We start from the raw sequence: 21598 nt of genomic DNA, 5'->3' as shown, positions 1-21598 counted from the left end.
TTTACTCGTTATACGTTTTCCAATTCAGGCTCTCTGATGGAAGCTTTCAATCCTTTTGCAAGACGCTCTACTGCTACCGTTAGCTCCTCTGGCGAGGCATTAGTGTAGTTAAGTCTTAATGCAGGCTTGGCTTCATCTGCATTTGGATAGAATACCGGGCTTGGCACAACCGCAACGCCATTCCCTAGTAACGCTTTTGCCAATGCAAATGTATCGCAGGATGGCAGCGTCACCCAAATGAACATGCCACCTTCAACAGGCTTCACTTCGCAGCCAGCTGGTAGCTGCTTTTGCAGCTCAGCAAATAGCTTCTCATAGCGAGATTGGTACAAGTCTCTAACCGTACCAATGTGCTGTTCAAAGCCTTGGTGTTTCAGTAGACCTAGCAGTAGCGCTTGCATAGGGACACTTGAGTGTAAGTCAGCACCTTGCTTGATCTTGATGAGTGGCTCAAGATATTCACTCTTACCACTTACGACACCAACTCGCAGACCCGGAGACGCGATCTTTGAGAAAGAGCGCAGCACAATAGAGTGTTGTGGACAGAAATCAGAGACCAATGGAATCGCTTGACCTGAGAATCTAAGTTCACGGTACGGTGCATCTTCAATCAGAACAACATTGTATTGCTCACACAATGCACCAACCTTCTGACGAGTTTCTAAGGTCCAGCAAACACCAGTTGGGTTATGGAAATCTGGTACAGCGTAGAACATCTTAGGTGACTGTTCAGCGAAGCTCTTCTCAAGTGCATGTAAATCAGGACCCGCTTCCGTCTGAGGTACGGTGACAATATCCGCCTGAACCAAACCAAACACCTGCATCGCACCAAGGTAGCTAGGTGCTTCCATGACCACTTTGTCACCTGGGTTTACATAAGCACGAGCGATCAAATCTAGCCCTTGCTGCGATCCTGTGCACGCCATTACTGAGTGCGTCTCTGGCAACTCAAAATACTCTGTTAGGAACTCTAAAAGTGGTGCGTAACCTGCGGTTGCTCCGTATTGGAAAACTTCCGGCATTGATGAAAGGCTTTCTAGTGTCGGCTTCATTAGTTCAATTGGAAATGTACTTTCATCTGGCAAACCACCCGCTAGCGAGATGACATTTTTATCTGATGCAGCAGCGAGAATTTCACGAATATAAGACGACGAGATTTGTTGCAGGGAGCGAGCGATTTCCATAACAGTTCCTGAGTGTAATTTTAGAATTTTTATCGTCGAAAAGACGTTAATGAAGTGTATAACTCATTGATGAAAATAGGATGTCCGTTTATGCTGTTAAACATGTCCATTTATGCTATTTTCCTGATGAGCAAGCAGCACCTTTTTCGAATCAATGATGTGCTTTACCACATTCATAAAAACATCAGTCAATCATTACATGCCAAGGAATTAGCCGACATCGCTGCCTATTCTGAGCAGCATTTTCATCGCGTATTTAAACAAGTGGTCGGGGAATCTGTCCATCAATATATTCGTCGTACTCGTATGGAGTATGCTGCCAATCAGTTAATGTTTGACCCTCACTCATCGGTATTGGATATCGCCAACAAATGTGGCTTTCATTCTGTCTCTTCCTTCAGCCGCGCATTTAAATCCACTTTCAGTGTCTCACCAGGAGAATGGCAAAAGCACGAGCAACAAAATATCGATAAGCCCTACCTTAAAGATCCTGAAATCGCCGCAGGCTATCATCGCGTCGCAAAGAAAACTCTTCCCGAGCCTAAAATCACCGAAATCTCCGATCGCCTCGCTGCCTATGTTCGCCATGTGGGTTACAGCCGAACAGTAAAAAATGCTTGGCGAGTCTTAAATGCATGGGCAAGCAGCGAGGGACGTGACACATCACATCAATACGGTTTGCATCATTCAAACCCAGCGTTGGTTGAACTGGATAACTGTCGCTACGTAGCGTGTATCGAGATAGACAAACCGATCAAAGTGCGCGGCTTAGTTAATCAGTTGATCATTCCCGGTGGACTGCACGCGGTATTTCGCCTGACCGGCGTCTATGGAGAGTTGCTACCTCAAATCAGCAAAGTACATGAACAGTGGCTGCCTGACTCGGGCTTCAAGCTAGGTTCAACACCTGCCTATGTCCATTATCACAGAAACCATTTTCTGCATGAGGATGAGCAATTTGAACTGGATTTCTATCTTCCCATTAGCTTTTATTAACCTCCCTCAATATGGCGTTACACATTGATGATGAGGAGAGTAGCCAACGCATAGAGATAGTATTAAGGCAGATGTAGTAACATACACCTGCCTTAATTAAAGCAACGAGTCCAGATCGAGTTAGTTTTATCGACCTTTAAGAGAAAGGTTTCGACAGACTCAAAATCGATACGGACTCATTTTGAAACTAACTAGTTTATTTACTGTCTCGGGTTTCTTCCCGAACAAATTTCACTTTCAAAGTCGCTACGATAAGGGTTGATATCAAGACCGCCTCGTCGCGTGTATCTCGCAAAAACTGTCAGCTTTTCAGGGGCACAGCATCGTTTGATATCAGAATAGATGCGCTCAACGCATTGCTCGTGAAACTCATTATGTTCACGAAATGAGATTAGATATTTCAGAAGGCTCTCATGATTGATTTTAGCTCCCGTATAACGGATGTATACGCTTCCCCAATCTGGCTGATTCGTCACCAAACAGTTCGATTTCAAAAGGTGGGAACATAAAGATTCAGAGACATACTCATCCACTGTGCTTCCGCATAGCGCATCCGCATCATACTCAAACGAGTCAACAGTGATATCCAAACCATCAATGCAATCAAATTGCTTATTTATTGAGGTTTGTTGCGGTTCATCTACATCCATAAATGACACCGTCACTTTAGCACCAGCAGCATTAGTTAAGTCGGACTGCATTTTTTCAATAACAATATCTTTCGACTCAAAACGTGTTTGATTGAAGCTATTTAAATACAATTTGAATGACTTCGATTCAATCAAGTTGTTGGACGTATGAGGAATAATAAACTCCGCGATTGCGACGATCGGTTTACCTTTATTGTTCAACCACGAAACTTCAAAAGCCGTCCACAAGTCATACCCAGCATGAGTAGCGACCTTAAGGTCTTTAATCTCATCTCTGCCTTTTTGTCTTGGGATAGGGTCGAGTAACTCAGGTTGATACTGAGAGATATACTCGCTTTTTTTACCTAGGTTCTTATCATAGGTTGTCATTATTATTTAATTCCTTGACGTTGATTAAGCGGGAAAACAATTTCCTTGCGAAATAAATTGGCGCGACACTGAACAGTGCATATAAGATCTTAATAGTAACCTGGCTGAGAAACATAACGAAAAGTACGTCATTGGGTAGTACATTAAAGAATGCAATACTAATAAATAGTGCGCTATCTACAACGGATGCGATACTGGTACTTGCTATGACTCGAATGGCAAGCCATCGAGATTGAGTGGCGATCTTTATCTTGTTCAGGACGTAAGCATTGATGTTCTCAGAAATAAAGTAAGAACTTAAAGAAGCTAAGAACACTGAGGTCATACTCGTAACAAGCGAAGTATACTGCTCATCCATGGCTTGCCATGGACCTATGCTAGGAATGGTGGTAGATAAATAGAGAAGAACGAGTATCCCAGCATTGACCACTGTCGATTGTATGATGGCTTTTCTGGCGAGCTTTAAACCAAAGTATTCGTTTAATATATCAACAAATATAAATGAAATTGGGTAAAGAAATATTGCGGCAGGTACAATTAAGCCTGTGTTGAATATTTCTACAGGTTTAATTCCGGTAATGTTTGACAATGTAAAAAGAGAACACAGACACAGTACAAGAAAAGAGTAGCTCATCCAATAACTTTCATGTCTGTCCTCTAGCTCGTATGCTCCTTCAAAGCTCGATTTTGAATAAACTTTCTTACATACTTCAACTAATTCATTTCGATTTAGATCATCAGCGACTTCACTGGAAATAAGATCTTTAGCGGGCATATTCACGACCTTTCCAGTTCCCCGAATCATCACGCTAGCCATCATTTCAGGGGCACCATTAAAGCCAATCAATTTATATTTTTTATTAAACACAAAAACGTTCCTCGAGTATTACTCCAAAAAGAAAATCGCCTTCTAAGAGAGAAGAGTTAGGGGGAAGAGAATGCAATGCACCACCGCGAACAATGAGCTTACTCAGCTCTTTTTCATTGTGATTCGAACGATCAATAATCAGTAGATTGCCCTTGGTAAAATAATTAGACAAAACCTGACCCACTCTAATCGCTACGATGTTACTCCCTTCAGAAAAGTGGTAGGTAAGGGGATAATCAGTGACTAGGTCGCCGATGTAATATTCACTTTTCTGGATGAACTCCATTTCACTTAGAATCGGAACAGCAATTGGGTTCTTGTTTCCGCATACCGACACGACAGGTGTTTCAGATAGAAGATCTTCTAGGGATTCATTTTGAATGATATGACAGGTTGTTCCAAAGAAGTTAGCAATTCGTTCAACCGTCGAGGTCTGTACTCTTTCAACCTTGCCATCGAGTATTTTATAGATAGTCGAACGCGTAACACCAGTTTTGCGACTTAATGACGCCTTAGTTTCTTTACTCTTATTTAGGCCAAACTGTATGTTGTCTCTGAGTATGTCCAGTTGCTCACTGTTGTTCTTCATTGATGTGCCTTTTGGTCATAAAGCGAGGCCCAACCTCTCCAAAAAACAAATGATATCAGTATCATATAAAAAAACAATTAAATATACACATACATTCATAATGTGTACACTAAAGTGTATCTTTTACTGTTGGTAAATAATCATGAATACAGAAAGCCTAGAATCTCGCCTTCAAGAGATAACATATTGGTGCCGATTGATTCACACGGAACCGGAGAAAAAAGAAGCAATAGGCTACCTCTACGTTCACACTCAGCTACTATTGGATGAACTTAAAAATAATAAATACTCCGAGCAAAAAAATGAGGTTTTAGAATAAACCGTGCCTAACACACTACCTTGCCAAACCTTTACCAACGATTGACACCTATCATTACGTTCTAAAACAAAAGGCTTTCCACATAGGAAAGCCTTGTTCATATCAGTCGTAGTGACCGTAGCGACGTTATTTGATTATTTGACTAAAAGAAGTCGCCCTGTCAGAGCTGGAACAGAAACCGCACCGGATGTTGCCTGAACATTAATCAGCTCACCACTCATCAAGTCTTCAAATTCGTCTGTCGATTTGACTCTTGTTAAATCGACATTGAGTGTTTGTTCCGATGTTGATGTGTTCAGCACATAGATGATCTGCTCATCACCATTCACTTTCAGGTCAGCATACAGGTTGTCATCCAACCATAAGTTGCGTCGTTCACCCGCGTAAAGGGCCGGATGTTCACTACGAACCTGCATAATTTGAGTCAGATAGTTTTTCACATCTTGTTGCTCAACAGTCAACGTCACCCCAGTCACACCTTGCACTTTCGCGCTTGAGCGAGCGACATGATCATCACACACCCCCTGAGAAGCACAATCTAATGTGACCTTGTTCGAGAAGTTAGCGACTTCGTCACCAATCTCTTCACCGTAGTAAAGTGTGATTGGTCCAGAGTAAGCAGCTAGAAAGCTAAACGCGGCTTTGTGTCGCTTGACTGCTTCACCAAGATTGCCACGCTGAATCAGGTCACCGAAGCGCACCAAGTCATGGTTACCAAGCATTAAGTTTGGCATCGCATGGTAAGGCGATTTGGCGCGGCTGTTCCACTCTGCATCCAAAACACGGGCATTGTTGCTCGCCCCTGATTCTTCAACCGCCAGAGCTTGAACTAAGCCGTAACGCAACGGGAAGTTGAACGCCGACGAAAGGCCCGGTTGTGAGTCACTGCCATAGGTTGTTGCCGTAATCTCATCTGCACCTTTCCAGACTTCACCGACCATGTAGCCCAGTGTTCCCCATTGCTTACCAGCATTCTTATTGTCCAGTGAGGCTTGCTCTACTGCAGCTCGAATGTTGCGCCATGCCTCAAGTGGAAGCTGATAAGATTGGTCGAGACGCCAGCCGTCAATACCAAACTCTTTCACCCAATAAGTTGCCACCTCTGTGAAGAAGGCTTCACTCGCTGCATCTGGGTAATTCACATACATACCCGGGTAACCCTCTTCCCCTCTCAGGCTTGGTAGCTTACCCGTTGGGGAAGGTTTCACACCAGTAAGGTTAGTATGACCGAACACCCCATCTAAAAGCACGTATAGACCTTTAGCGTGAGCAGCATCAACCAGTTCTTTCAGCTTCTCATTCGTGCCAAATTTAGGATCGACATTGAAGTAGTCACAAGCAAAATAGCCTGTGGCGTCAAGGCGATCATCACCAGCCTGGCCCGCACAAGAATCAAACACAGGTGTTAACCACAACGCATTCACGTTTAAGCTTGCAATGTAATCAAGACTGTCAATGACACCCTGAAGGTCTCCATTGTGGTGCGAATTGCCGTAGCCCACACCATAGTTATGGTCTGGGTCTCCATCGACAAATGACTCCACCATCACCTGATAGATCCTCAGATCACAAGCTTTGCTGTCATCCTGATAGCAGGCATAGTCAAGATTTGTATCTACGACAGATACTACCAACGCGGATTGGTCTGAAGCGTCTAACGTAAACTTGTATACGCCTTGCTCGGTCACTGTCACCTTGATATTGCCATTACCTGCATCCTCAAGTGTTACTGAACCGTTGCCAGTTGAGAAGCCACCAAAACCAAGATTGATCGTACTCCAGTCAGAAGAAGCCAGTTTGAACTCATACTCTCCCGGAGTGACGTAGCCTTCAAAGGCGTACACACCGTCACCCTGATAGGCCATTTCATCACTGGTACTCCAGCCATTCATTGAGCCACGAACGTATACTTTGGTAGAACCGTAAGGCGCAACATCAACTGGCTTACTATCAATATTCAGCCCTTCTCCTTGCGCACCATTTTGCGTCTGGACAAAGACAGCCGCAGTTAATGGTGGAATAGTGAAAGCGCCGTCTTCAAACTTCGCCTGCTTAACGACTGAATCAGACGAGGCTTTCAACACCGGATGCAACTCAAAGCTTTGTGCTCCAGAAATCTGAATGGTTTGTGCTGAAGTATTGGCATTAATCGCAGCAACAATTGAGTCGAAATTGCTATCAAGGTCTGCGCCTGCACTCACCCCATCATTCACCGACATCACAATCATGCCCGGTAATGTCAACGGCCCAGTATTATGGAAACGCACACGCTTCAAGACTTGCTCTTCACTCACTAAACGAAGCAATGGCGTGCCGGAACGAATCTTCAGCAGTTCCTTGAAGACCTTGTCTGTCCAAGCAATATGCTCCGGAGTTGCCACGGTATTCGGGTTGCTAATGATTGATTGGATAGCACTCCAGTTAGCCTGATCTTTGTCAGCACGTGGCAGGCCAATATTCCAGTTATTCGTCTGCTTGCTGAAGTCGACTTTGTTGTACCAGTCACCACTGTCGTAGCTATCGCGTTCCATGGATTTAGAGCGTAGTAATTCAGACCCCATGTGCAAGAATGGTACACCTTGTCCGAGCATTACCGTTGATAGGCCTACGATCTGCATACGTGCACGGTCTGCTGGCGTAGCGCTGGCATCGGCTTTGTACTGGTTGAAATCCCACAACGTTTGGTTGTCATGCTTTGAAACGTAGTTAATGGATTCTTGAGGATCGAGCGTATAAGCCGCACCCTGCCCTCCGTACTGGAAGTCACGTCCGTACACAGTGGCACCGCTATACGTTTCTAACGGGTAGTTTTGCAGATTGCCTGTCATACCGTAACGGATAAGATCCATCTTCGATTTCAGATCATCATTGAATCGACTGCCCGCATTAGCAAAACCCGGATTTTCAAGCAAGGCATCACCACTATCGAATGGACCACCACCGCGTACGCCATCACGTAGACGATCGTTGTAAGTCCCTATGCCTGTACCCGCCATCGGCCATTGGGTTGCGTTTTCACCACGTTGGCCATCAGCAACTTCACCGAAGTTCCAACCTTCACCATAGAACCAAGTATCTTCATCTACTAGCTTGGTTTTCTCATACACGTGCAGCATGCTCGACTTCATCAGGTGTCCCATCAAATCGAAGCGGAAGCCATCGATCTTATAGTCCTGAGCCCACATCACTACACTGTCTGCCACCAGTTTCTCGAACATGCGGTTCTCAGACGCAGTGTTATCACAACAGGTTGAGTTCTCGACAGCACCTGTGATCGGGTTCAGACGATGGTAGTAGCCCGGTACAGTTTTATCGAGCACAGATTTGTCATACAAACCTGACGAGTAGGTGTGGTTGTAGACAACATCCTGTACCACTCTGAAGCCCATATCATGAAGCTTCTGCACCATCTGACGGTACTCACGAATACGCGAAATGCCATCGGTTGCAACAGCGTAGCTGCCTTCTGGTGCGTTGTAGTGGAATGGGTCATAACCCCAGTTGAATCCATCCAATGGACGAACATCTGCGAGCAATGCCTGCGCCGCGCCGCTGTTAGGGTCCGTTTGTTCTAGCAAAGACAGAATGGTTGCACCGCGTGAAGTACCATCGCTACACAATTTGGCATTAGGATTAATACCGCAAAGTTTTTCTACGGTATCGGTCAGATTCACCGTCTTCGCCGGATCTTCAGGGATGGAAGCCAAATCGTAAGTCGGTAGAAGATGGATCGTTGTCAGGCCAGCTTCTTTTAACGATTTCAACTGCTTAACACTGTCACGCTCATCTTCTAAGAAGGCCAGATACTTACCGTTGTTCGCTTTCGTACCCTGTGTGTCGCTGACACTAAAGTCACGTACATGGAGCTCGTAGATGATATGATCTTCCGGATTTTCCAGCTCTGGAATAGATTGACTATCCCAACCTGCTGGCTTGGTTTCATCATCAGTGAGATCAACCAGTTGAGAGTGCAAACTGGACGTACTCAGAGAGAGAGAATATGGGTCAGTGGTCATCATCCATTCAACGTGGTCGGTTTTCGGATGATACGCTTTCACGCGGTAACGATAGAACACATTCTTTAGTGATGCATCGCCTTGGTAACGCCAGATGCCAGTTGCAGAATCGAGAGTCAAACTGAATGGCGACTGGGCAATTAGTGCTTTATCCTGATCGTACAAATACAGTTCAACATCCTGAGCTGTTGGCGCCCAAAGTGCAAAGTTCGCACTATCGCCTTCAATCCAGCTACCCAATTTAGCTTCATCCGCATCATTTGGCCCTGCGGTGTAAAGCGTGTCAACAACGCCCGGAATCTGGACACGAGTTGCGACCAGCGGCTTGCCTTCATCATCGAGTGCCACTGCAATTAGCTGTGTTTTCAACAGCGCTTTAGCCGTCTCAGTATCAACATCCAGATAGAAACCGACACGATCTTTCAGGTGTGGGAAGTCAGGATTATCAACGTTGCCAGCAAATGAAATGTCGTACTTGATAAACTGTTCTGGCTGGTTGATATCACCATTACCCGCAGCACGACTCCAGATTTGGTAACTAGCTGCTTCACTATGATCAAACCAAGCAATGGAATTCACATCGAGCCAGTGAGCTGCTGCACCGTCAAGTTTCACTACAACTTGCTCATCTGGTGAGTACTTAACGACTGAGCTTCCGTGTGTCGTATAAAGTGTATTGCCTTTAGCAAATTCAGCCTTCAGATCATCACCGCCCAGCGCTTTTTCATCACCTTTGTGCACGATGAAATTCATACATGCACCGTGATCGGATTTCAGTGGGACAACATACTTAGCACCATATTGCGGGTCGATTTCTCCCCAGGCGTATGGGTTACCCCAATCTACGCCGTTTAAGGCGTCAGCCGACACTGCGTCACAAGATGCGTTATTCCACAGATGAAGCCCCCAGTCCGCGTAATTACCATCATCTCGTTTGTAGTAAATGACCGATTCAGAATAAACAGGGGCAGGCTCAGATGAACTGTTATCTGGGCTGGTTGGGTTTGGATCAATGCTGTCTGGGATCCCATCTCCATCATCGTCGCTAGAGGCAAAGTCACCTAGCCCGTCGCCATTGGTGTCTTTACTTTCAAATCGATCTTCCGGGAACGCGTCCACGCCATTATCGGCACCATCCCCATCAATATCACTGTCTTCGCTGTCAGTGATGCCATCACCATCACGATCGGCAGGTTGACTGGATGCCGAGTAAGGGTCGGTGCCTAAACGAGTTTCTTCTTCATTACTCCAACCGTCACCGTCGATATCCGAATCATGCGCATCTGGCATTTTGTCGCCATCAAGATCGGCGGGGAAGCTCGCCGATGAGTAAGGGTCGCTAGCGAGTTCTAACTCGACAACATCGCTGAAACCATCATTATCATCGTCCGTATCCGCATGATCGCCAATTCCGTCATTATCGGCATCTGCCGACTCTTTAATATCGGTTGGGAACAGATCAATCGCATCGGCTACGCCGTCACCATCGCTATCTTGCGCGATAACCGGTACACCTTGCTCATCCAGCATTAACGTCTTATTAAGCAGTTCATTACGACTACGTTTAAGCTCTTTTCCTAATGCTTTACTGCCCAGCTCCAACGTATCCGCTAGCGCTTCTATATCCTGGTCTTCAATGGTGTCTGGCAGTAATTGCGTTAACGCCTTCGCGCTTCTTGCGACGACCACTTCTTGCTGATCAATATAATCGCTTTCAATATCTAGGTGTGGCTGTTTGAGTTGTCGACGCAGTTTACGCAGTGCTTTACGTTCGCTGACACCTTGCTGCATTTGCGTAGCAATGTAAGTCGAGAATGGCGTCACCAGAGAGTAATGACTCGGTGCCATCAAGGTATAGTCTCTTGTCACAGTGACACCCGGTATATCGGCGTCAATTGATACACCTCGCTGGGTTTTAGCGACAAGATAAACGTCTTCGTCTTCGATGTTCAGACCTTCAAGGTCAATGGCAGCATATCCGTCTTTATCAGTGACGGCTGACGGCTCATAACGGTCTTGTCGACCATTTCCGTTGACGTCCAGCCAGACAGATGCCTTTTCGATGTAGCCATCCATCACATTGACTTCTAGCGGGTCATTACAACCTGCCAAAAGCCCAAGTGACGCCATAGCTAGGCTCAGTTTTGTTAGCTTGATGTTCATTTTTATTTCCATTTATATTCACGTTCCACGAGCGATAAACTTTTCTGTTTGGTTAAATCGCTTCAAGCTAACGTTATATTTTTAAAACAGTTAATTTCCTCATCCTATAAAACTGATTGGGTAGGCGTAGAAGAAGGGGAGGAGAAAATAATTTAGAATCGGGCTCACAGTTACAGCCGATAAAAAGATCGAAAAATTACTCAGAATAAGTGCAATCAGTGAGAAATCTGACACTTTGTAGTGACGGTATCAAAGGTAACTGTAGGATTACAACAAGCCGATTCAATGTTGAGAAATAGGATCTTTCACACAAACTCCACCCTGCTCACCAAGAATAAGTCGAGTTTATGTGAACATAGCTCACGAATAACAAAGTGACTCCCTTACGAGCCGCTCTCATTTGATGTGATGTTTATTGATTGGCAAGTAAGATTTTTCGCAACATACTGGCGAGCTGTTCTTTTTCTTGTTCATCAAACATGTTCAACATTCCGTTCATATTTGATAAGTGCGACGCCAAGGCATCATCGACTAATTGAGCACCCTGTTCGGTAAGCGCTACTTTACAACTACGTCTGTCATCGCCGCTTGCTAATCGCTCAACCAAGCCTCGTTGGACCAACTTTTCAATCCGAGTGCTCATAGCGCCTGAGGAAATCATCAGGGTTTTGTACATTTCAGTCGGGGTCAGCGGTTGCTGATTTCGCAGTAATGTCGCAAGAATATCAAACTCCAACATACTCAGTTGATGCTGCTTAAACACATGTTCCAATTGACTGTGCCAGAGCCCATGAACACGCATCAGTCTACCGACAATTCCCATGTCAGAACAATCCAACTCAGGCTTCACATCGCCCCACTGCTTCAAGATGTGGTCGACAGGATCTTGCATATCTCATCTCTCTACTAATTTATCTTTCCAAAAAGATACTTGATAAAAAGACAAATCACCATTACTTTATAAAAAGTATCTTTTTTGAAAGATACTTGATAAAAAGACAAAGGCGCGAATGGAGGCACACATGAGGCGTACTCAATTATTCATTACATTAGCGATGACGGCCCTCGCTCCAATTGTTTGGGGTAGCACTTACATCGTTACAACCGAACTGTTACCTAAAAACAGCCCTTTACTGGCCTCAATGCTACGTGCTTTGCCTGCCGGAATATTATTAGTGTTATTTTCTCGCACTGTTCCGAGGGGAAGTTGGTGGCCCAAATTGGCTCTACTTGGCTTGCTCAATATCGGGTTCTTCTTCTACTGCTTATTCTATGCCGCCACTTACTTACCCGGTGGAATGGCAGCATTGATCATGTCCATACAACCTATATTGGTCATGGGGCTGAGTGTGGTACTACTAAGAAACAAGCTAACAGCGATTCAGTTGATAGCCAGCGGTTTAGGGATAGGTGGCATCGCAATGCTCGTGGTCAATAACCCTGGCCAACTCAATACCTCGGGAGTTGTTATGGGGCTGCTCGGTACCGTTAGCATGGCACTAGGCGTAGTGTTAACAAAAAGGTGGGGGCGACCTGAAAATATGTCCTTACTGAGCTTCACTGGATGGCAATTGTTGTTTGGCGGGCTGATGCTACTCCCTGTCGCCATCAGTGCCGAGGGGCTCCCCCAACAAATTACACTTACAAATGTTATCGGTTACAGCTATTTAGCGATTGTTGGCGCCATGCTCGCCTACTCACTTTGGTTCCGTGGTATTGAAAAGCTCAGTACAGTTTCGGTCTCATTCCTTGGTTTTCTCAGTAGCGTTTCAGCTGTGACGCTCGGCTACCTATTTCTCGACCAAACACTGACTTGGCTACAGCTTATCGGAGCGTTAAGCGTATTAATTTCGATTCTACTGGCTACATCTTCACCATCACATTCAACAGAAAAAACCAATACTTCATTTAATCGAGAGGAACTCGCATGAAACTTACTATTGTCTCAGGCAGCCAACGTGCTGATTCGCAAAGCTTACAAGTTGCCCACTATCTATCAACACTCGCGAACTCGGAGTTTGCAGAAATAGACATTCTTGATCTTCACCAATTGAATTTACCCCTCTGGAATGAAGGAGTATGGAGCGGTAGTGAAGAATGGGCACCTTGGAGAGAACTTGCACAACAGCTACGCAGCAGTGATGCCTTTATCTTCATTACTCCTGAATGGCATGGTATGGCAACGCCCGCTTTAAAAAACTTCTTGATGCTCTCCACAGCTCAAGAGATGGCACATAAACCTGCTTTAGCCGTCAGTGTGTCAGCCAGTGTGAATGGTGTCTATCCCATCAGTGAACTACGCTTAACTGGCAGTAAAAACAATCATGTATGCTTTCTTCCAGATCACTTGATCTTCCGAAATGTTGAAAGCCTCCTCAACAAGGATGGAAGCGTCAATGATGAAAGCTTTCAAATGCGGAGCGAATATACAATCAAACTATTGTCTGCATATGCGCATGCATTGAAACCAATCCATCGCGATATGCTAGAGGCAGGAAAGCCGTTTTTATACGGAATGTAAAAAGGGTGAGCAAGCTTGAGCACGTGTATCCGTGCTCAAGAATCTAAGCTAAGCATCAGCCTTTAACATTCGGCTGATAATGATATTTTTCGATATTTTCACCAGTGATCACCTGAATTTCAAAAGGTTTACTGGTATCTAAGCCTTTGGTAGCAAGTTTTGAATCGTTACGCCACAGGCGTGAGGGGTAGTCCATATTCGGTACGTCACCAACAGCATCAAAGACACCTCGCTGTATGACTTTTCCATCCTGAACTAGCATGACTTTATATAAGTCTCGACTAACTGAATTAATGGTGTCACCGTAAACTCGGACAATAAATGCACCATTTGAATAGAGAGAATTTAATAGTTGCGCTTGCTGCTCACTATTCTCTTGCGGGCGCAGAATACTTTTCGCCTTTTGGTTATTAACCCCTTTCGATTGTTCACGGGAAATATACTCAACAGATGTCACTATAGATTGAGACTGATCGAGCGCCATATTATAAGTAGTATTATTGACATCTATCTCAAACTGTTTATTCAGGCCATACGCATCCTGTTGTACTGAAGCGCCCGTGCTCTGACAACCCGCTAGTGCGACTAATACTAAAGCACCAACCATAGAGCTTCTAAACATTATTACTCCAACAACTGACAATATAGTTATAAAACGCGATGATTATACATATTAACAACTTATATAAAAGTCACTTATGGAAGCAATTTAATACTTATTAACTAATTAGTTGACATGGTGAATAAAACTTAGGCGTTATTCTGAGAGATGTATTAATAATATCATTGAATTCTATAAATCCGTTTCAGATTTCAAAGCTAACCAAGAAGAAGGATCCCCTTCTAACGTCAGTGGGTGTAATGGTAAACCGGGCTTTGCATAGCTCAGTCTATACAGCCTTTGTGTTACATGGTAACTATCTAGCCCAGATATCGTGACCGACTCCATCGATTCGATGTCGACGTATCCATCTGGTTGGATAAACTGATCCGGTATCAGGATTTCCTCAACTTCTCCAATAATTAAGCACGTATTGTTTGCAGTGATATCAATATATTCACTGAGCTTTAAACCGATTTTTAAGTTGCTCTCCAACACATATGGAGCGGGAAAATATTCAGAAAAGTACGGTGTTAAACCTGTCTCATCAAACTCTGACTGCGTCCTTGAGTACCGTGCTGATGTTTGATGTGCTGCTCTTGCAATGTCTGATCCCACCGAGTTGATAGAGAAAAAACCAGATTGCAAGACGTTCTCAAGAGTGTGCCTATCAACGGTATTTGGCCTACTGACAAAACCAAGTAGAGGAGGCGAAGAACCAATATGGACAACCGAACTAACAATCGCAATATTGTTGTTGCCCTGTTCATCTTGGGTTCCAATCAAATTAGCGCTTTTAAAGCCAGATAAACTGTTTATTAGCCTAGCTCTCTTTCGTTCATCCATGGCTGAGAGTTGAGACTTGGTAAAATTTTTATCTTTCATTATTTATCATTTGAATCCTCTACGGCATCAGTTAATAGCACATAGTTAAGCCGCTAAATAGGAAAGAAGCAGAAACAATATCGCAGTCACTACCAAGGTTGGCTTCAACATAATGTACTCTCCAAAATTCATAATTCGAACTCTTTCTACGGCTCACGTATTCCATCAGATCAACGGTCCCTTACACACGCGTGTTTGCGGCTGCATTGAACGGAGAATGTACTGTGAACCATAGGTCACGTTAGCGAGATGAGGTTAATCTTTTTCACCGTATTCTTCGTATCAAAAGCTGGTACGAACAATCGATATAACCCCATCAATTAATTAGACACAAATGGTGAGCGCAGTGAAAATAAGTTTGAGTAAGCTAGAAAAGTTCTTCTTTATTCATAAGTTGATTATTCACTCTCTGGATTTGTCGTTGTATCAGGCATCTGTTGTGATAGATGAGGAAGAATATTATGTAGCGGATGAGCAGGGGCAAATACTGAAAGCCTTATCAGTGGTTGAAATGCAAAAGAAATGTTCAAAGTTAAATGTCACTAAGCAATTCTTGCGGCATACCAGTGCCTACGACGAGATGGTAGGTAACCCAGTAAGTAACTTCACTAATGCTCTAGAAATTCTATTAATCGATAACAAATACTATTGAAGAGCTGCATACAACCAGTCTGGAAGAATGAAACTGGCAGAGACAGTAATGATGGCAAACAGCAGCAAACCGTAATGGCTAATGTTAGGCGTTGCAAAAAGATGCTTTTGATTTTGAATAAAGGTGATTTGTTCGGAAGAATTTCGTCCCCAAAAGCGGCTCGCAACAATACCAAACGCTAGAAAAACTACAGTGCCTATTGGTGCAAACCAAGGCCAAGCCACCTCTGCATACCTCGCTGCAAACACGGCAAATACACTGACAATACTGCCTACAATCACCCCTATCTCGTTCGATTTAGACCAAAACAAACCAAGCACAAAAGAGCCTAGTCGAATGCCGACAAAAATGGACGTAAGGCTGGCAATAGTTTTCAACACAGACTCATTGGATACTGCCAGTAACGCAGGCACAACGACCATCGCCGCAGCAAGAAGGCTCGTCTTACGGGCAACTGACTGGTAGTGCTGAGCTGCTGCGTCACGTTTAATAAAACGTTTATAGATATCGAATGTCGCCACTGTTGCCATCGAGTTGTAAGTAGAGTCCAACGTCGACATCGCAGCGGCAGCCAATGCTGAAATAATCAAACCTACGACGACTGGATTTGTATGGTTAAAAACGAAATCTAGAATCACTTCATTACTATTATCAAAGTTTTGATCTTGATAAAACACACTGAGCAATACGCCGATCAAGGCAAAAAAGAGGTAAATGAAAAAGGCGCCATACCCACACAGCAACATCGACTTCTGCGCAGTATGTTCATTTTTGGTTGCCAATGTTCTTTGAATAATGAGCTGATTGGTGCCATAAACACTTAAATGTAGAAAGCTCACAGCAACTACCCCAGCCCATAGCGTCGTATCAACACCCAAATCAAAGTCTGCATTAATAATATTGAGGTGCTGCTTCGAAAGGTGCTCTGCAGTATTGATGTCCATCAGTAAGATAACCAGTATGGCAATACTTCCCATTACTAACACCACAGATTGAAGCATGTCTGTCCAGATGACTGTTGATATACCACCCGCATAGGTGTAGCAAGCAGTAAAAAGACTGATATAGATAATAGCTTCGGAAATAGAAACGGGCAGAACCTGGACAAGAATCAGGGCGACGGCATACAGGATCACGCCAGCAGAAATACACTGAACAATCAGAAACACCATTGAGTTGATCGTTCTGGCATAAACACCGAAGCGCAGCTCTAGGTACTCATAGATTGAGGTCAGACCGAGCCTATAGAACACAGGAACAAAGAAAATAACCGCAAAGAAAATTACGATGGGATAGTTGAGGTGAATACTCATCGCTTCCATACCCGAGCTGTACACCCAACCTGGCATTCCTACAAACGTCATTGCGCTAATGTAAGTCGCGAGAATTGAAACCCCGGCAGTAAACCAACCAAACTGCTTATCTCCAGTAGAAAAATCCCCACCAGTACGGCCTCGTTTATTAACTAAGTAGCTGATCAGTATGGTTATAAGTATATAGACAGCAACAATTGCAAAACTTGAGTACGTAACCATTTTAAATTTCACCTGATAGCATAGTGCCGTAAATCACGTGCTCATCATACTCAAAAGGATCTGACACCAGGCATTTCTTCACCATTACTGTGATTACTGTCACTTGATTTGATTACTTTGCGCACAGCAACTGTTATAACACTCAAAATATCGATCTTGATCACCAAAAACAACAAAATGGGTACGCACTCATTTTAAAGTTGATTTTGATCACGGATCCAATCACAGCAAAAAAACTATGATCCACAGCGAAATACAGAGTGGTCAGATCCGAGAACGATCGTTTTAATTCTGACTTACAAAACTAAAAAACCGAGTAAAATAGAGGTTTATCGGTCATGAATTCGAAAAAGCACATGAGCGAAGTTCCTATAATTCAAAGGGTCACCGCCTATCTAGCGATACTAGTCGGATACTTTTTCTATTGTTATAACTTTGTAATTATTGACTACGTACGCCCATACATTGTTGAAGCCTATGACGGCATTAGCCTGTCTGATACTGCTCAATTCTACACCTGGCAGTCAGTAGGTGCGCTGATCGGGGCGTTGAGCTGTGCCTGGTTTGCAACCAAGTTTGGTAAAAAATCAACTTTGATTACCATCACAGCTTTAAACGGCGGTGCCACCATCATCAATATGATGTTTACCGACTATACAACCTGGGCAGCGATGCGATTCATTATTGGATTATCACTAGGTGGCTACTTCACGGTGGCAGTCAGCTTAATGATTGGCCTATTTACCCCAACGGTTCGAGGTAAGCTAACGGCATTTGCTTCATCGATGTTCTCAGTCGCTCTGATGGTGATGGGGGCTTATGCAGCGTTCATTTCCAGCATTGACGCTCCATGGGAAAGCTTGATGTGGGTCGGCGGTATCCCTCCATTAGTCGCCGCAGTAGCGATGATTTTTGTCCTACCAAGTGACAAAAAGGTCATCGCCTATGGTGAAGAGGAGCAGGTTTCTGAATCAGGCACATCCACTCCAGCAAAACAAGGTTCTTGGGGAGAAATGCTCAGCAAGCCCTATCGCACCTTGACCGTCACCTGTCTTTTATTGGCAGGCCTTAACTTCTATGGCTTCCAATTCTTCAGCGGCTTCGTAACCACTTACCTGAAAGAAGTTCGTCAGTTTGATGGAGCCACTATCGGAGTCATCTTCTCCATTTCTGCTTTTGGGTCTCTATTTGGAGCCTGGGTTTGGGGAGCAATCGCCGACAAATATGGACGAAAAGTGAACGCGTTTGGTTTCATCCTCGCAGGCGTAATGGCGTCTGTATTCTTTATTGCGCCGAGTGACGTCATGATCGGGAGCCTGAACATGCTGGCTATCCTCGGTTTAATTTACAACTTCGGCTTATCTTCGTCAGCAGTATGGGGGGGCTATTTCTCTGAGCTATTCCCTGCACACCTTCGCAGCTATGGCGCTGCTCTGTTCCATGGTGGTCGAATCATCGGCATGTGGGCGCCAATGGTATTGATCTTTATTCAGGAACGTACCGACCTACAAACTGCTATGTGGGGTTCACCGATTGTATGGATTGTCGCAGGCTTGCTCTGGCTATCACTGCCAGAAACCTTGAAAGGTGGCTTATTCGACAAGAAGAAACGAGCGCAAACCGCTCAAGCATAACTGAATCAGATTTTCCGGCCTGAACACTGGGCCGGTTCCAAAAACTTTTCGAGTCCTGTTCCAACATCTGGCTCGACGTATCAAGAGAGCAAATTATGGCTAAATATCAAGAAGCAAAACGCGTCGTGCGTGATTATTTCATCGCAATGGAAAACGCGACTCATGAGAATGTTGCAGAAGTACTAAAAGCACATACGTCAGAAGATTACTTGTGGCGCGGAGTCTACCCTTTCCGCGAGCAAGAAGGTGCTCAAGCTGCCGCTGAGGTTTTCTGGGCGCCGTTGATGAAATCAATGACACGTATGCAGCGCCGTCAGGATATTTTTATTGGCGGTAACAACGAAATCAATCCTGATGAAATTTGGGTAATGAGCATGGGGCACTTTATGGGCCTATTCGATGCAGAGTATCTCGGGATGCGCCCAACAGGGAAGATCATGAACGTTCGCTACGCTGAGTTTAACTGCGTAGAAAACGGTAAGATCACAAAAACAGGTTTGTTCCTCGATCTGCTTGGCGTGATGGATCAAGCTGGCTGTTACCCACTTCCTCCTTCAACTGGTCAGCATTTTGTTTATCCTGGGCCACGTAATCATGACGGCCTGCTATTTGAAGATGCCCAACCGAAAGAAGGCCAAGCAACTCTCGACTTGGTTAACAAAATGGTCGATGACCTGTCTTCACTGAACGATAGTGGCGCTATGGGTTGCCCACCAGAAGTTCTCGAAAAGAGTTGGTCAAAAGACATGATTTGGTATGGTCCGTGTGGTATCGGCGCTTCTTACACAATTCCGCGTTACCAACAACAGCACCAGTTGCCATTCCGCAATAACTTGAAGGACAAGAAGTTCAACGGCCACGTTTGTCGATTCGCAGAAGGTAACTTCTCTTGCTTCTTCGGTTGGCCAAATCTTTCCAATACGCCAATTGGAGGCTTCCTTGGAATGCCAGGTGGTGAAATCCGTGCTGACATGCAGGTGGTTGACGTGTATTACCGTGACGGTGACAAACTGTCTGAAAACTGGGTCTTGATTGATCTTCCATACTGGCTGAAACAACAAGGCCTTGATGTCTTTGAGCGCACTCAAGCAATCCTAAACCCTTCTCTATAATTATCCCTCAATGCCTGAGCAACTCTTCGCTCAGGCATTGAATCTCAACCGACATACACACTCAGAAGTAAAGCATCTGGACGCAACAAAGCTTTTGTTAATCTCATCGCGTTAAATTATCCATTTATCAGGTACTTTGCTTAAAGTACTCAATCGGATTCAAGGACGAATATGTTGGAGCAGGTTATCGGGATTCTATTCCCGGTCTTCGCGTTGGTTTTAGTCGGTTTTTCTGTTGGACGCTGGCTCAAACCTGACTTTCGCCCAATCAATCGCATCAATATGGATGCATTTACGCCAGCATTAGTGTTTTCGTCATTAGTCTCAATGCCGTTAGACACCGAACAAGTCCCGTTGCTCAGCGCTTCATTAATCGCGGTACTCTTGCCGGGGGTTTTAATGATCCCCATCTGTAAACTTGCAGGCCTGCGTTATAAAGCATGGGCTCCCCCTCACATGTTTCGTAACAGTGGTAATCTGGCGATTCCACTCTTCACCTATACCTTCGGTGATACAGCCTTGGCATCCGCAGTGCTATTGTTCGTTGTTTCAGCCTGTATCCACGTCAGTCTTGGACTCGCGCTGCTAAGTGAAGGAAACCCTTTTAAGCAAGTCATTCGTATGCCGGTCTTTCTCGCTGCATTTGCCGCCATGGTGCTTAACCTAAGCGGGATCGGTGTGTGGGAACCACTTTATGAAGCGACGGCGTTGCTTGGCCAAGCAGCAGTGCCAGTAATGCTACTCTCACTGGGTGCACAGATGTGTCATATGCGATTGAGCGGGCTTAGAGTGGGGGTTTTCTGCACTCTTCAGTCTCTGGCAACGGGTACGGCTGCTTTCTGGGTAATTTATACCTTTATCCCTCTGCCAGCCATGCAGTTACAAATGATGGTGCTGTTTACTATGCTACCGCCTGCCGTCATGAATTATATGTTTGCAGAACGATTTAACATCGAGCCGAATCGTGTGGCATCTATGGTACTGTTTGGCAACTTCTTCAGTATTCTAACCTTACCGCTATTATTGACTTTCGCTCTGTCCCTCGGCTGACCATTCTTCGGGATTAGTGAGCATTGTTTTCCCTTTGAATGTTTCAGCTCGGATGTCCTGTGGGTTATAAATGGCACAAGATTCCATCGATAAACAGCCACAGCCTATGCAGCCTCCAAGGTCATCCTGTAATGCTTTAAGCTGTTGAATTCGATGATCCAACAAATCATGCCAACCTGAGGCCATGCGCTCCCATTGCTGACGATTGGGTGCTTGATGTTTAGGTAAATGAGACAGAGAATGGGCAATCTCTTCCAATGTCAGTCCGACTTCCTGCGCCGCTTTTATTACTGCGATTCGACGTAACACACTGCGGTGATAGCGACGTTGGTTACCTTGATTCCGCCAACTGAAAATAAGCCCCTTCTGCTCGTAAAAGTGCAACGCAGAGACTTTTACCCCAGCACGCTTTGCGACCTCTCCGACGGTCATTTCCATATAGCTCTCCTTCCTT

At 44.7% G+C, this 21598-nt stretch carries 17 protein-coding genes; 7 read left to right on the top strand and 10 right to left on the bottom strand.

Features of this window, described 5'->3' with window-relative positions; translation table 11 throughout:
* Positions 1-8: 8 nt before the first annotated feature.
* Positions 9-1184: an aminotransferase-like domain-containing protein gene (locus CTT30_RS17055; protein ID WP_252037232.1), complete on the bottom strand. Its 1176-nt coding sequence runs from the start codon at positions 1182-1184 to the stop codon at positions 9-11.
* Positions 1185-1310: 126 nt separating this feature from the next.
* On the opposite strand from CTT30_RS17055, the gene CTT30_RS17050 reads away from it, so the two are divergent.
* Positions 1311-2180, top strand: coding sequence for an AraC family transcriptional regulator (locus CTT30_RS17050; RefSeq protein ID WP_252037582.1), 870 nt, complete (start codon positions 1311-1313; stop codon positions 2178-2180).
* A gap of 200 nt (positions 2181-2380) precedes the next feature.
* Here the strand turns inward: CTT30_RS17050 and queF are convergent, their stop codons facing one another.
* From queF to CTT30_RS17025, 5 genes are all read right to left on the bottom strand, one after another.
* The gene (gene queF, locus CTT30_RS17045) at positions 2381-3199 is read right to left on the bottom strand and encodes an NADPH-dependent 7-cyano-7-deazaguanine reductase QueF (protein ID WP_239836007.1); all 819 of its coding nucleotides are present in this window, start codon (positions 3197-3199) and stop codon (positions 2381-2383) included.
* Positions 3186-4067, bottom strand: coding sequence for a queuosine precursor transporter (locus CTT30_RS17040; protein ID WP_006961413.1), 882 nt, complete (start codon positions 4065-4067; stop codon positions 3186-3188). Before CTT30_RS17040 ends, queF begins: the two co-directional genes overlap by 14 nt.
* Positions 4060-4656 (bottom strand): helix-turn-helix domain-containing protein, encoded by a 597-nt coding sequence (locus CTT30_RS17035; protein WP_239874894.1) that lies wholly within the window; start codon positions 4654-4656, stop codon positions 4060-4062. The genes CTT30_RS17040 and CTT30_RS17035 overlap by 8 nt, the downstream gene beginning before the upstream one ends.
* Before the next feature lie 453 nt (positions 4657-5109).
* A complete protein-coding gene (pulA, locus tag CTT30_RS17030) occupies positions 5110-11154 on the bottom strand; it encodes a pullulanase-type alpha-1,6-glucosidase (protein ID WP_252037231.1) in 6045 nt (2014 codons plus the stop codon).
* 412 nt (positions 11155-11566) lie between these two features.
* On the bottom strand, positions 11567-12046 hold the full coding sequence (locus CTT30_RS17025) for a MarR family winged helix-turn-helix transcriptional regulator (protein ID WP_252037230.1): 480 nt from the start codon (positions 12044-12046) through the stop codon (positions 11567-11569).
* A gap of 130 nt (positions 12047-12176) precedes the next feature.
* Here CTT30_RS17025 and CTT30_RS17020 point away from each other — a divergent pair, with 130 nt between their 5' ends.
* Together CTT30_RS17020 and CTT30_RS17015 are read left to right on the top strand one after the other, a co-directional pair.
* On the top strand, positions 12177-13085 hold the full coding sequence (locus tag CTT30_RS17020) for an EamA family transporter (RefSeq protein WP_252037229.1): 909 nt from the start codon (positions 12177-12179) through the stop codon (positions 13083-13085).
* Positions 13082-13675, top strand: coding sequence for an NADPH-dependent FMN reductase (locus CTT30_RS17015; protein ID WP_252037228.1), 594 nt, complete (start codon positions 13082-13084; stop codon positions 13673-13675). The genes CTT30_RS17020 and CTT30_RS17015 overlap by 4 nt, the downstream gene beginning before the upstream one ends.
* Positions 13676-13730: 55 nt before the next feature.
* Here the strand turns inward: CTT30_RS17015 and CTT30_RS17010 are convergent, their stop codons facing one another.
* On the bottom strand, positions 13731-14297 hold the full coding sequence (locus CTT30_RS17010; RefSeq protein ID WP_252037227.1) for a hypothetical protein: 567 nt from the start codon (positions 14295-14297) through the stop codon (positions 13731-13733).
* 171 nt (positions 14298-14468) lie between these two features.
* Positions 14469-15161, bottom strand: coding sequence for a flavin reductase family protein (locus CTT30_RS17005; RefSeq protein WP_252037226.1), 693 nt, complete (start codon positions 15159-15161; stop codon positions 14469-14471).
* Between the two features lie 346 nt (positions 15162-15507).
* Between CTT30_RS17005 and CTT30_RS17000 the strand changes: the two genes are divergently transcribed.
* Positions 15508-15813: a DUF6482 family protein gene (locus tag CTT30_RS17000; RefSeq protein WP_252037225.1), complete on the top strand. Its 306-nt coding sequence runs from the start codon at positions 15508-15510 to the stop codon at positions 15811-15813.
* Here CTT30_RS17000 and CTT30_RS16995 read toward each other — a convergent pair.
* On the bottom strand, positions 15807-17348 hold the full coding sequence (locus CTT30_RS16995; RefSeq protein ID WP_252037224.1) for a sodium:solute symporter family protein: 1542 nt from the start codon (positions 17346-17348) through the stop codon (positions 15807-15809). The two genes, CTT30_RS17000 and CTT30_RS16995, sit on opposite strands and share 7 nt — an antisense overlap.
* A gap of 338 nt (positions 17349-17686) precedes the next feature.
* On the opposite strand from CTT30_RS16995, the gene CTT30_RS16990 reads away from it, so the two are divergent.
* The 3 genes from CTT30_RS16990 to CTT30_RS16980 all read left to right on the top strand — a co-directional run bounded on the left by CTT30_RS16990 (position 17687) and on the right by CTT30_RS16980 (position 21144).
* Positions 17687-18982, top strand: coding sequence for an MFS transporter (locus tag CTT30_RS16990; protein WP_252037223.1), 1296 nt, complete (start codon positions 17687-17689; stop codon positions 18980-18982).
* A 95-nt stretch (positions 18983-19077) separates the two neighbouring features.
* A complete protein-coding gene (locus CTT30_RS16985) occupies positions 19078-20094 on the top strand; it encodes a nuclear transport factor 2 family protein (protein ID WP_252037222.1) in 1017 nt (338 codons plus the stop codon).
* Positions 20095-20265: 171 nt separating this feature from the next.
* Positions 20266-21144, top strand: coding sequence for an AEC family transporter (locus CTT30_RS16980; protein WP_252037221.1), 879 nt, complete (start codon positions 20266-20268; stop codon positions 21142-21144).
* Here the strand turns inward: CTT30_RS16980 and soxR are convergent.
* Positions 21115-21582: a redox-sensitive transcriptional activator SoxR gene (gene soxR, locus CTT30_RS16975; protein ID WP_021455811.1), complete on the bottom strand. Its 468-nt coding sequence runs from the start codon at positions 21580-21582 to the stop codon at positions 21115-21117. The genes CTT30_RS16980 and soxR overlap by 30 nt on opposite strands.
* Positions 21583-21598 lie beyond the last annotated feature (16 nt).

It is taken from the genome of Vibrio coralliilyticus (assembly GCF_024449095.1).
GTDB lineage: Bacteria > Pseudomonadota > Gammaproteobacteria > Enterobacterales > Vibrionaceae > Vibrio > Vibrio coralliilyticus_A.
Note: the sequence above shows the minus strand (reverse complement) of the source record. Positions and strands in the feature narration are given on the sequence as shown.

Bases quoted from the DNA above. Each gene is read 5' to 3' on its own strand.
- pulA (WP_252037231.1), bottom strand. From the start codon at position 11,154: ATGAACATCAAGCTAACAAAACTGAGCCTAGCTATGGCGTCACTTGGG.
- CTT30_RS17015 (WP_252037228.1), top strand. From the start codon at position 13,082: ATGAAACTTACTATTGTCTCAGGCAGCCAACGTGCTGATTCGCAAAGC.
- CTT30_RS16995 (WP_252037224.1), bottom strand. From the start codon at position 17,348: ATGGTTACGTACTCAAGTTTTGCAATTGTTGCTGTCTATATACTTATA.
- CTT30_RS17035 (WP_239874894.1), bottom strand. From the start codon at position 4,656: ATGAAGAACAACAGTGAGCAACTGGACATACTCAGAGACAACATACAG.
- queF (WP_239836007.1), bottom strand. From the start codon at position 3,199: ATGACAACCTATGATAAGAACCTAGGTAAAAAAAGCGAGTATATCTCT.
- CTT30_RS17020 (WP_252037229.1), top strand. From the start codon at position 12,177: ATGAGGCGTACTCAATTATTCATTACATTAGCGATGACGGCCCTCGCT.
- CTT30_RS17005 (WP_252037226.1), bottom strand. From the start codon at position 15,161: ATGAAAGATAAAAATTTTACCAAGTCTCAACTCTCAGCCATGGATGAA.
- CTT30_RS16990 (WP_252037223.1), top strand. From the start codon at position 17,687: ATGAATTCGAAAAAGCACATGAGCGAAGTTCCTATAATTCAAAGGGTC.
- CTT30_RS16985 (WP_252037222.1), top strand. From the start codon at position 19,078: ATGGCTAAATATCAAGAAGCAAAACGCGTCGTGCGTGATTATTTCATC.
- soxR (WP_021455811.1), bottom strand. From the start codon at position 21,582: ATGGAAATGACCGTCGGAGAGGTCGCAAAGCGTGCTGGGGTAAAAGTC.
- CTT30_RS16980 (WP_252037221.1), top strand. From the start codon at position 20,266: ATGTTGGAGCAGGTTATCGGGATTCTATTCCCGGTCTTCGCGTTGGTT.
- CTT30_RS17025 (WP_252037230.1), bottom strand. From the start codon at position 12,046: ATGCAAGATCCTGTCGACCACATCTTGAAGCAGTGGGGCGATGTGAAG.
- CTT30_RS17010 (WP_252037227.1), bottom strand. From the start codon at position 14,297: ATGTTTAGAAGCTCTATGGTTGGTGCTTTAGTATTAGTCGCACTAGCG.
- CTT30_RS17050 (WP_252037582.1), top strand. From the start codon at position 1,311: ATGAGCAAGCAGCACCTTTTTCGAATCAATGATGTGCTTTACCACATT.
- CTT30_RS17055 (WP_252037232.1), bottom strand. From the start codon at position 1,184: ATGGAAATCGCTCGCTCCCTGCAACAAATCTCGTCGTCTTATATTCGT.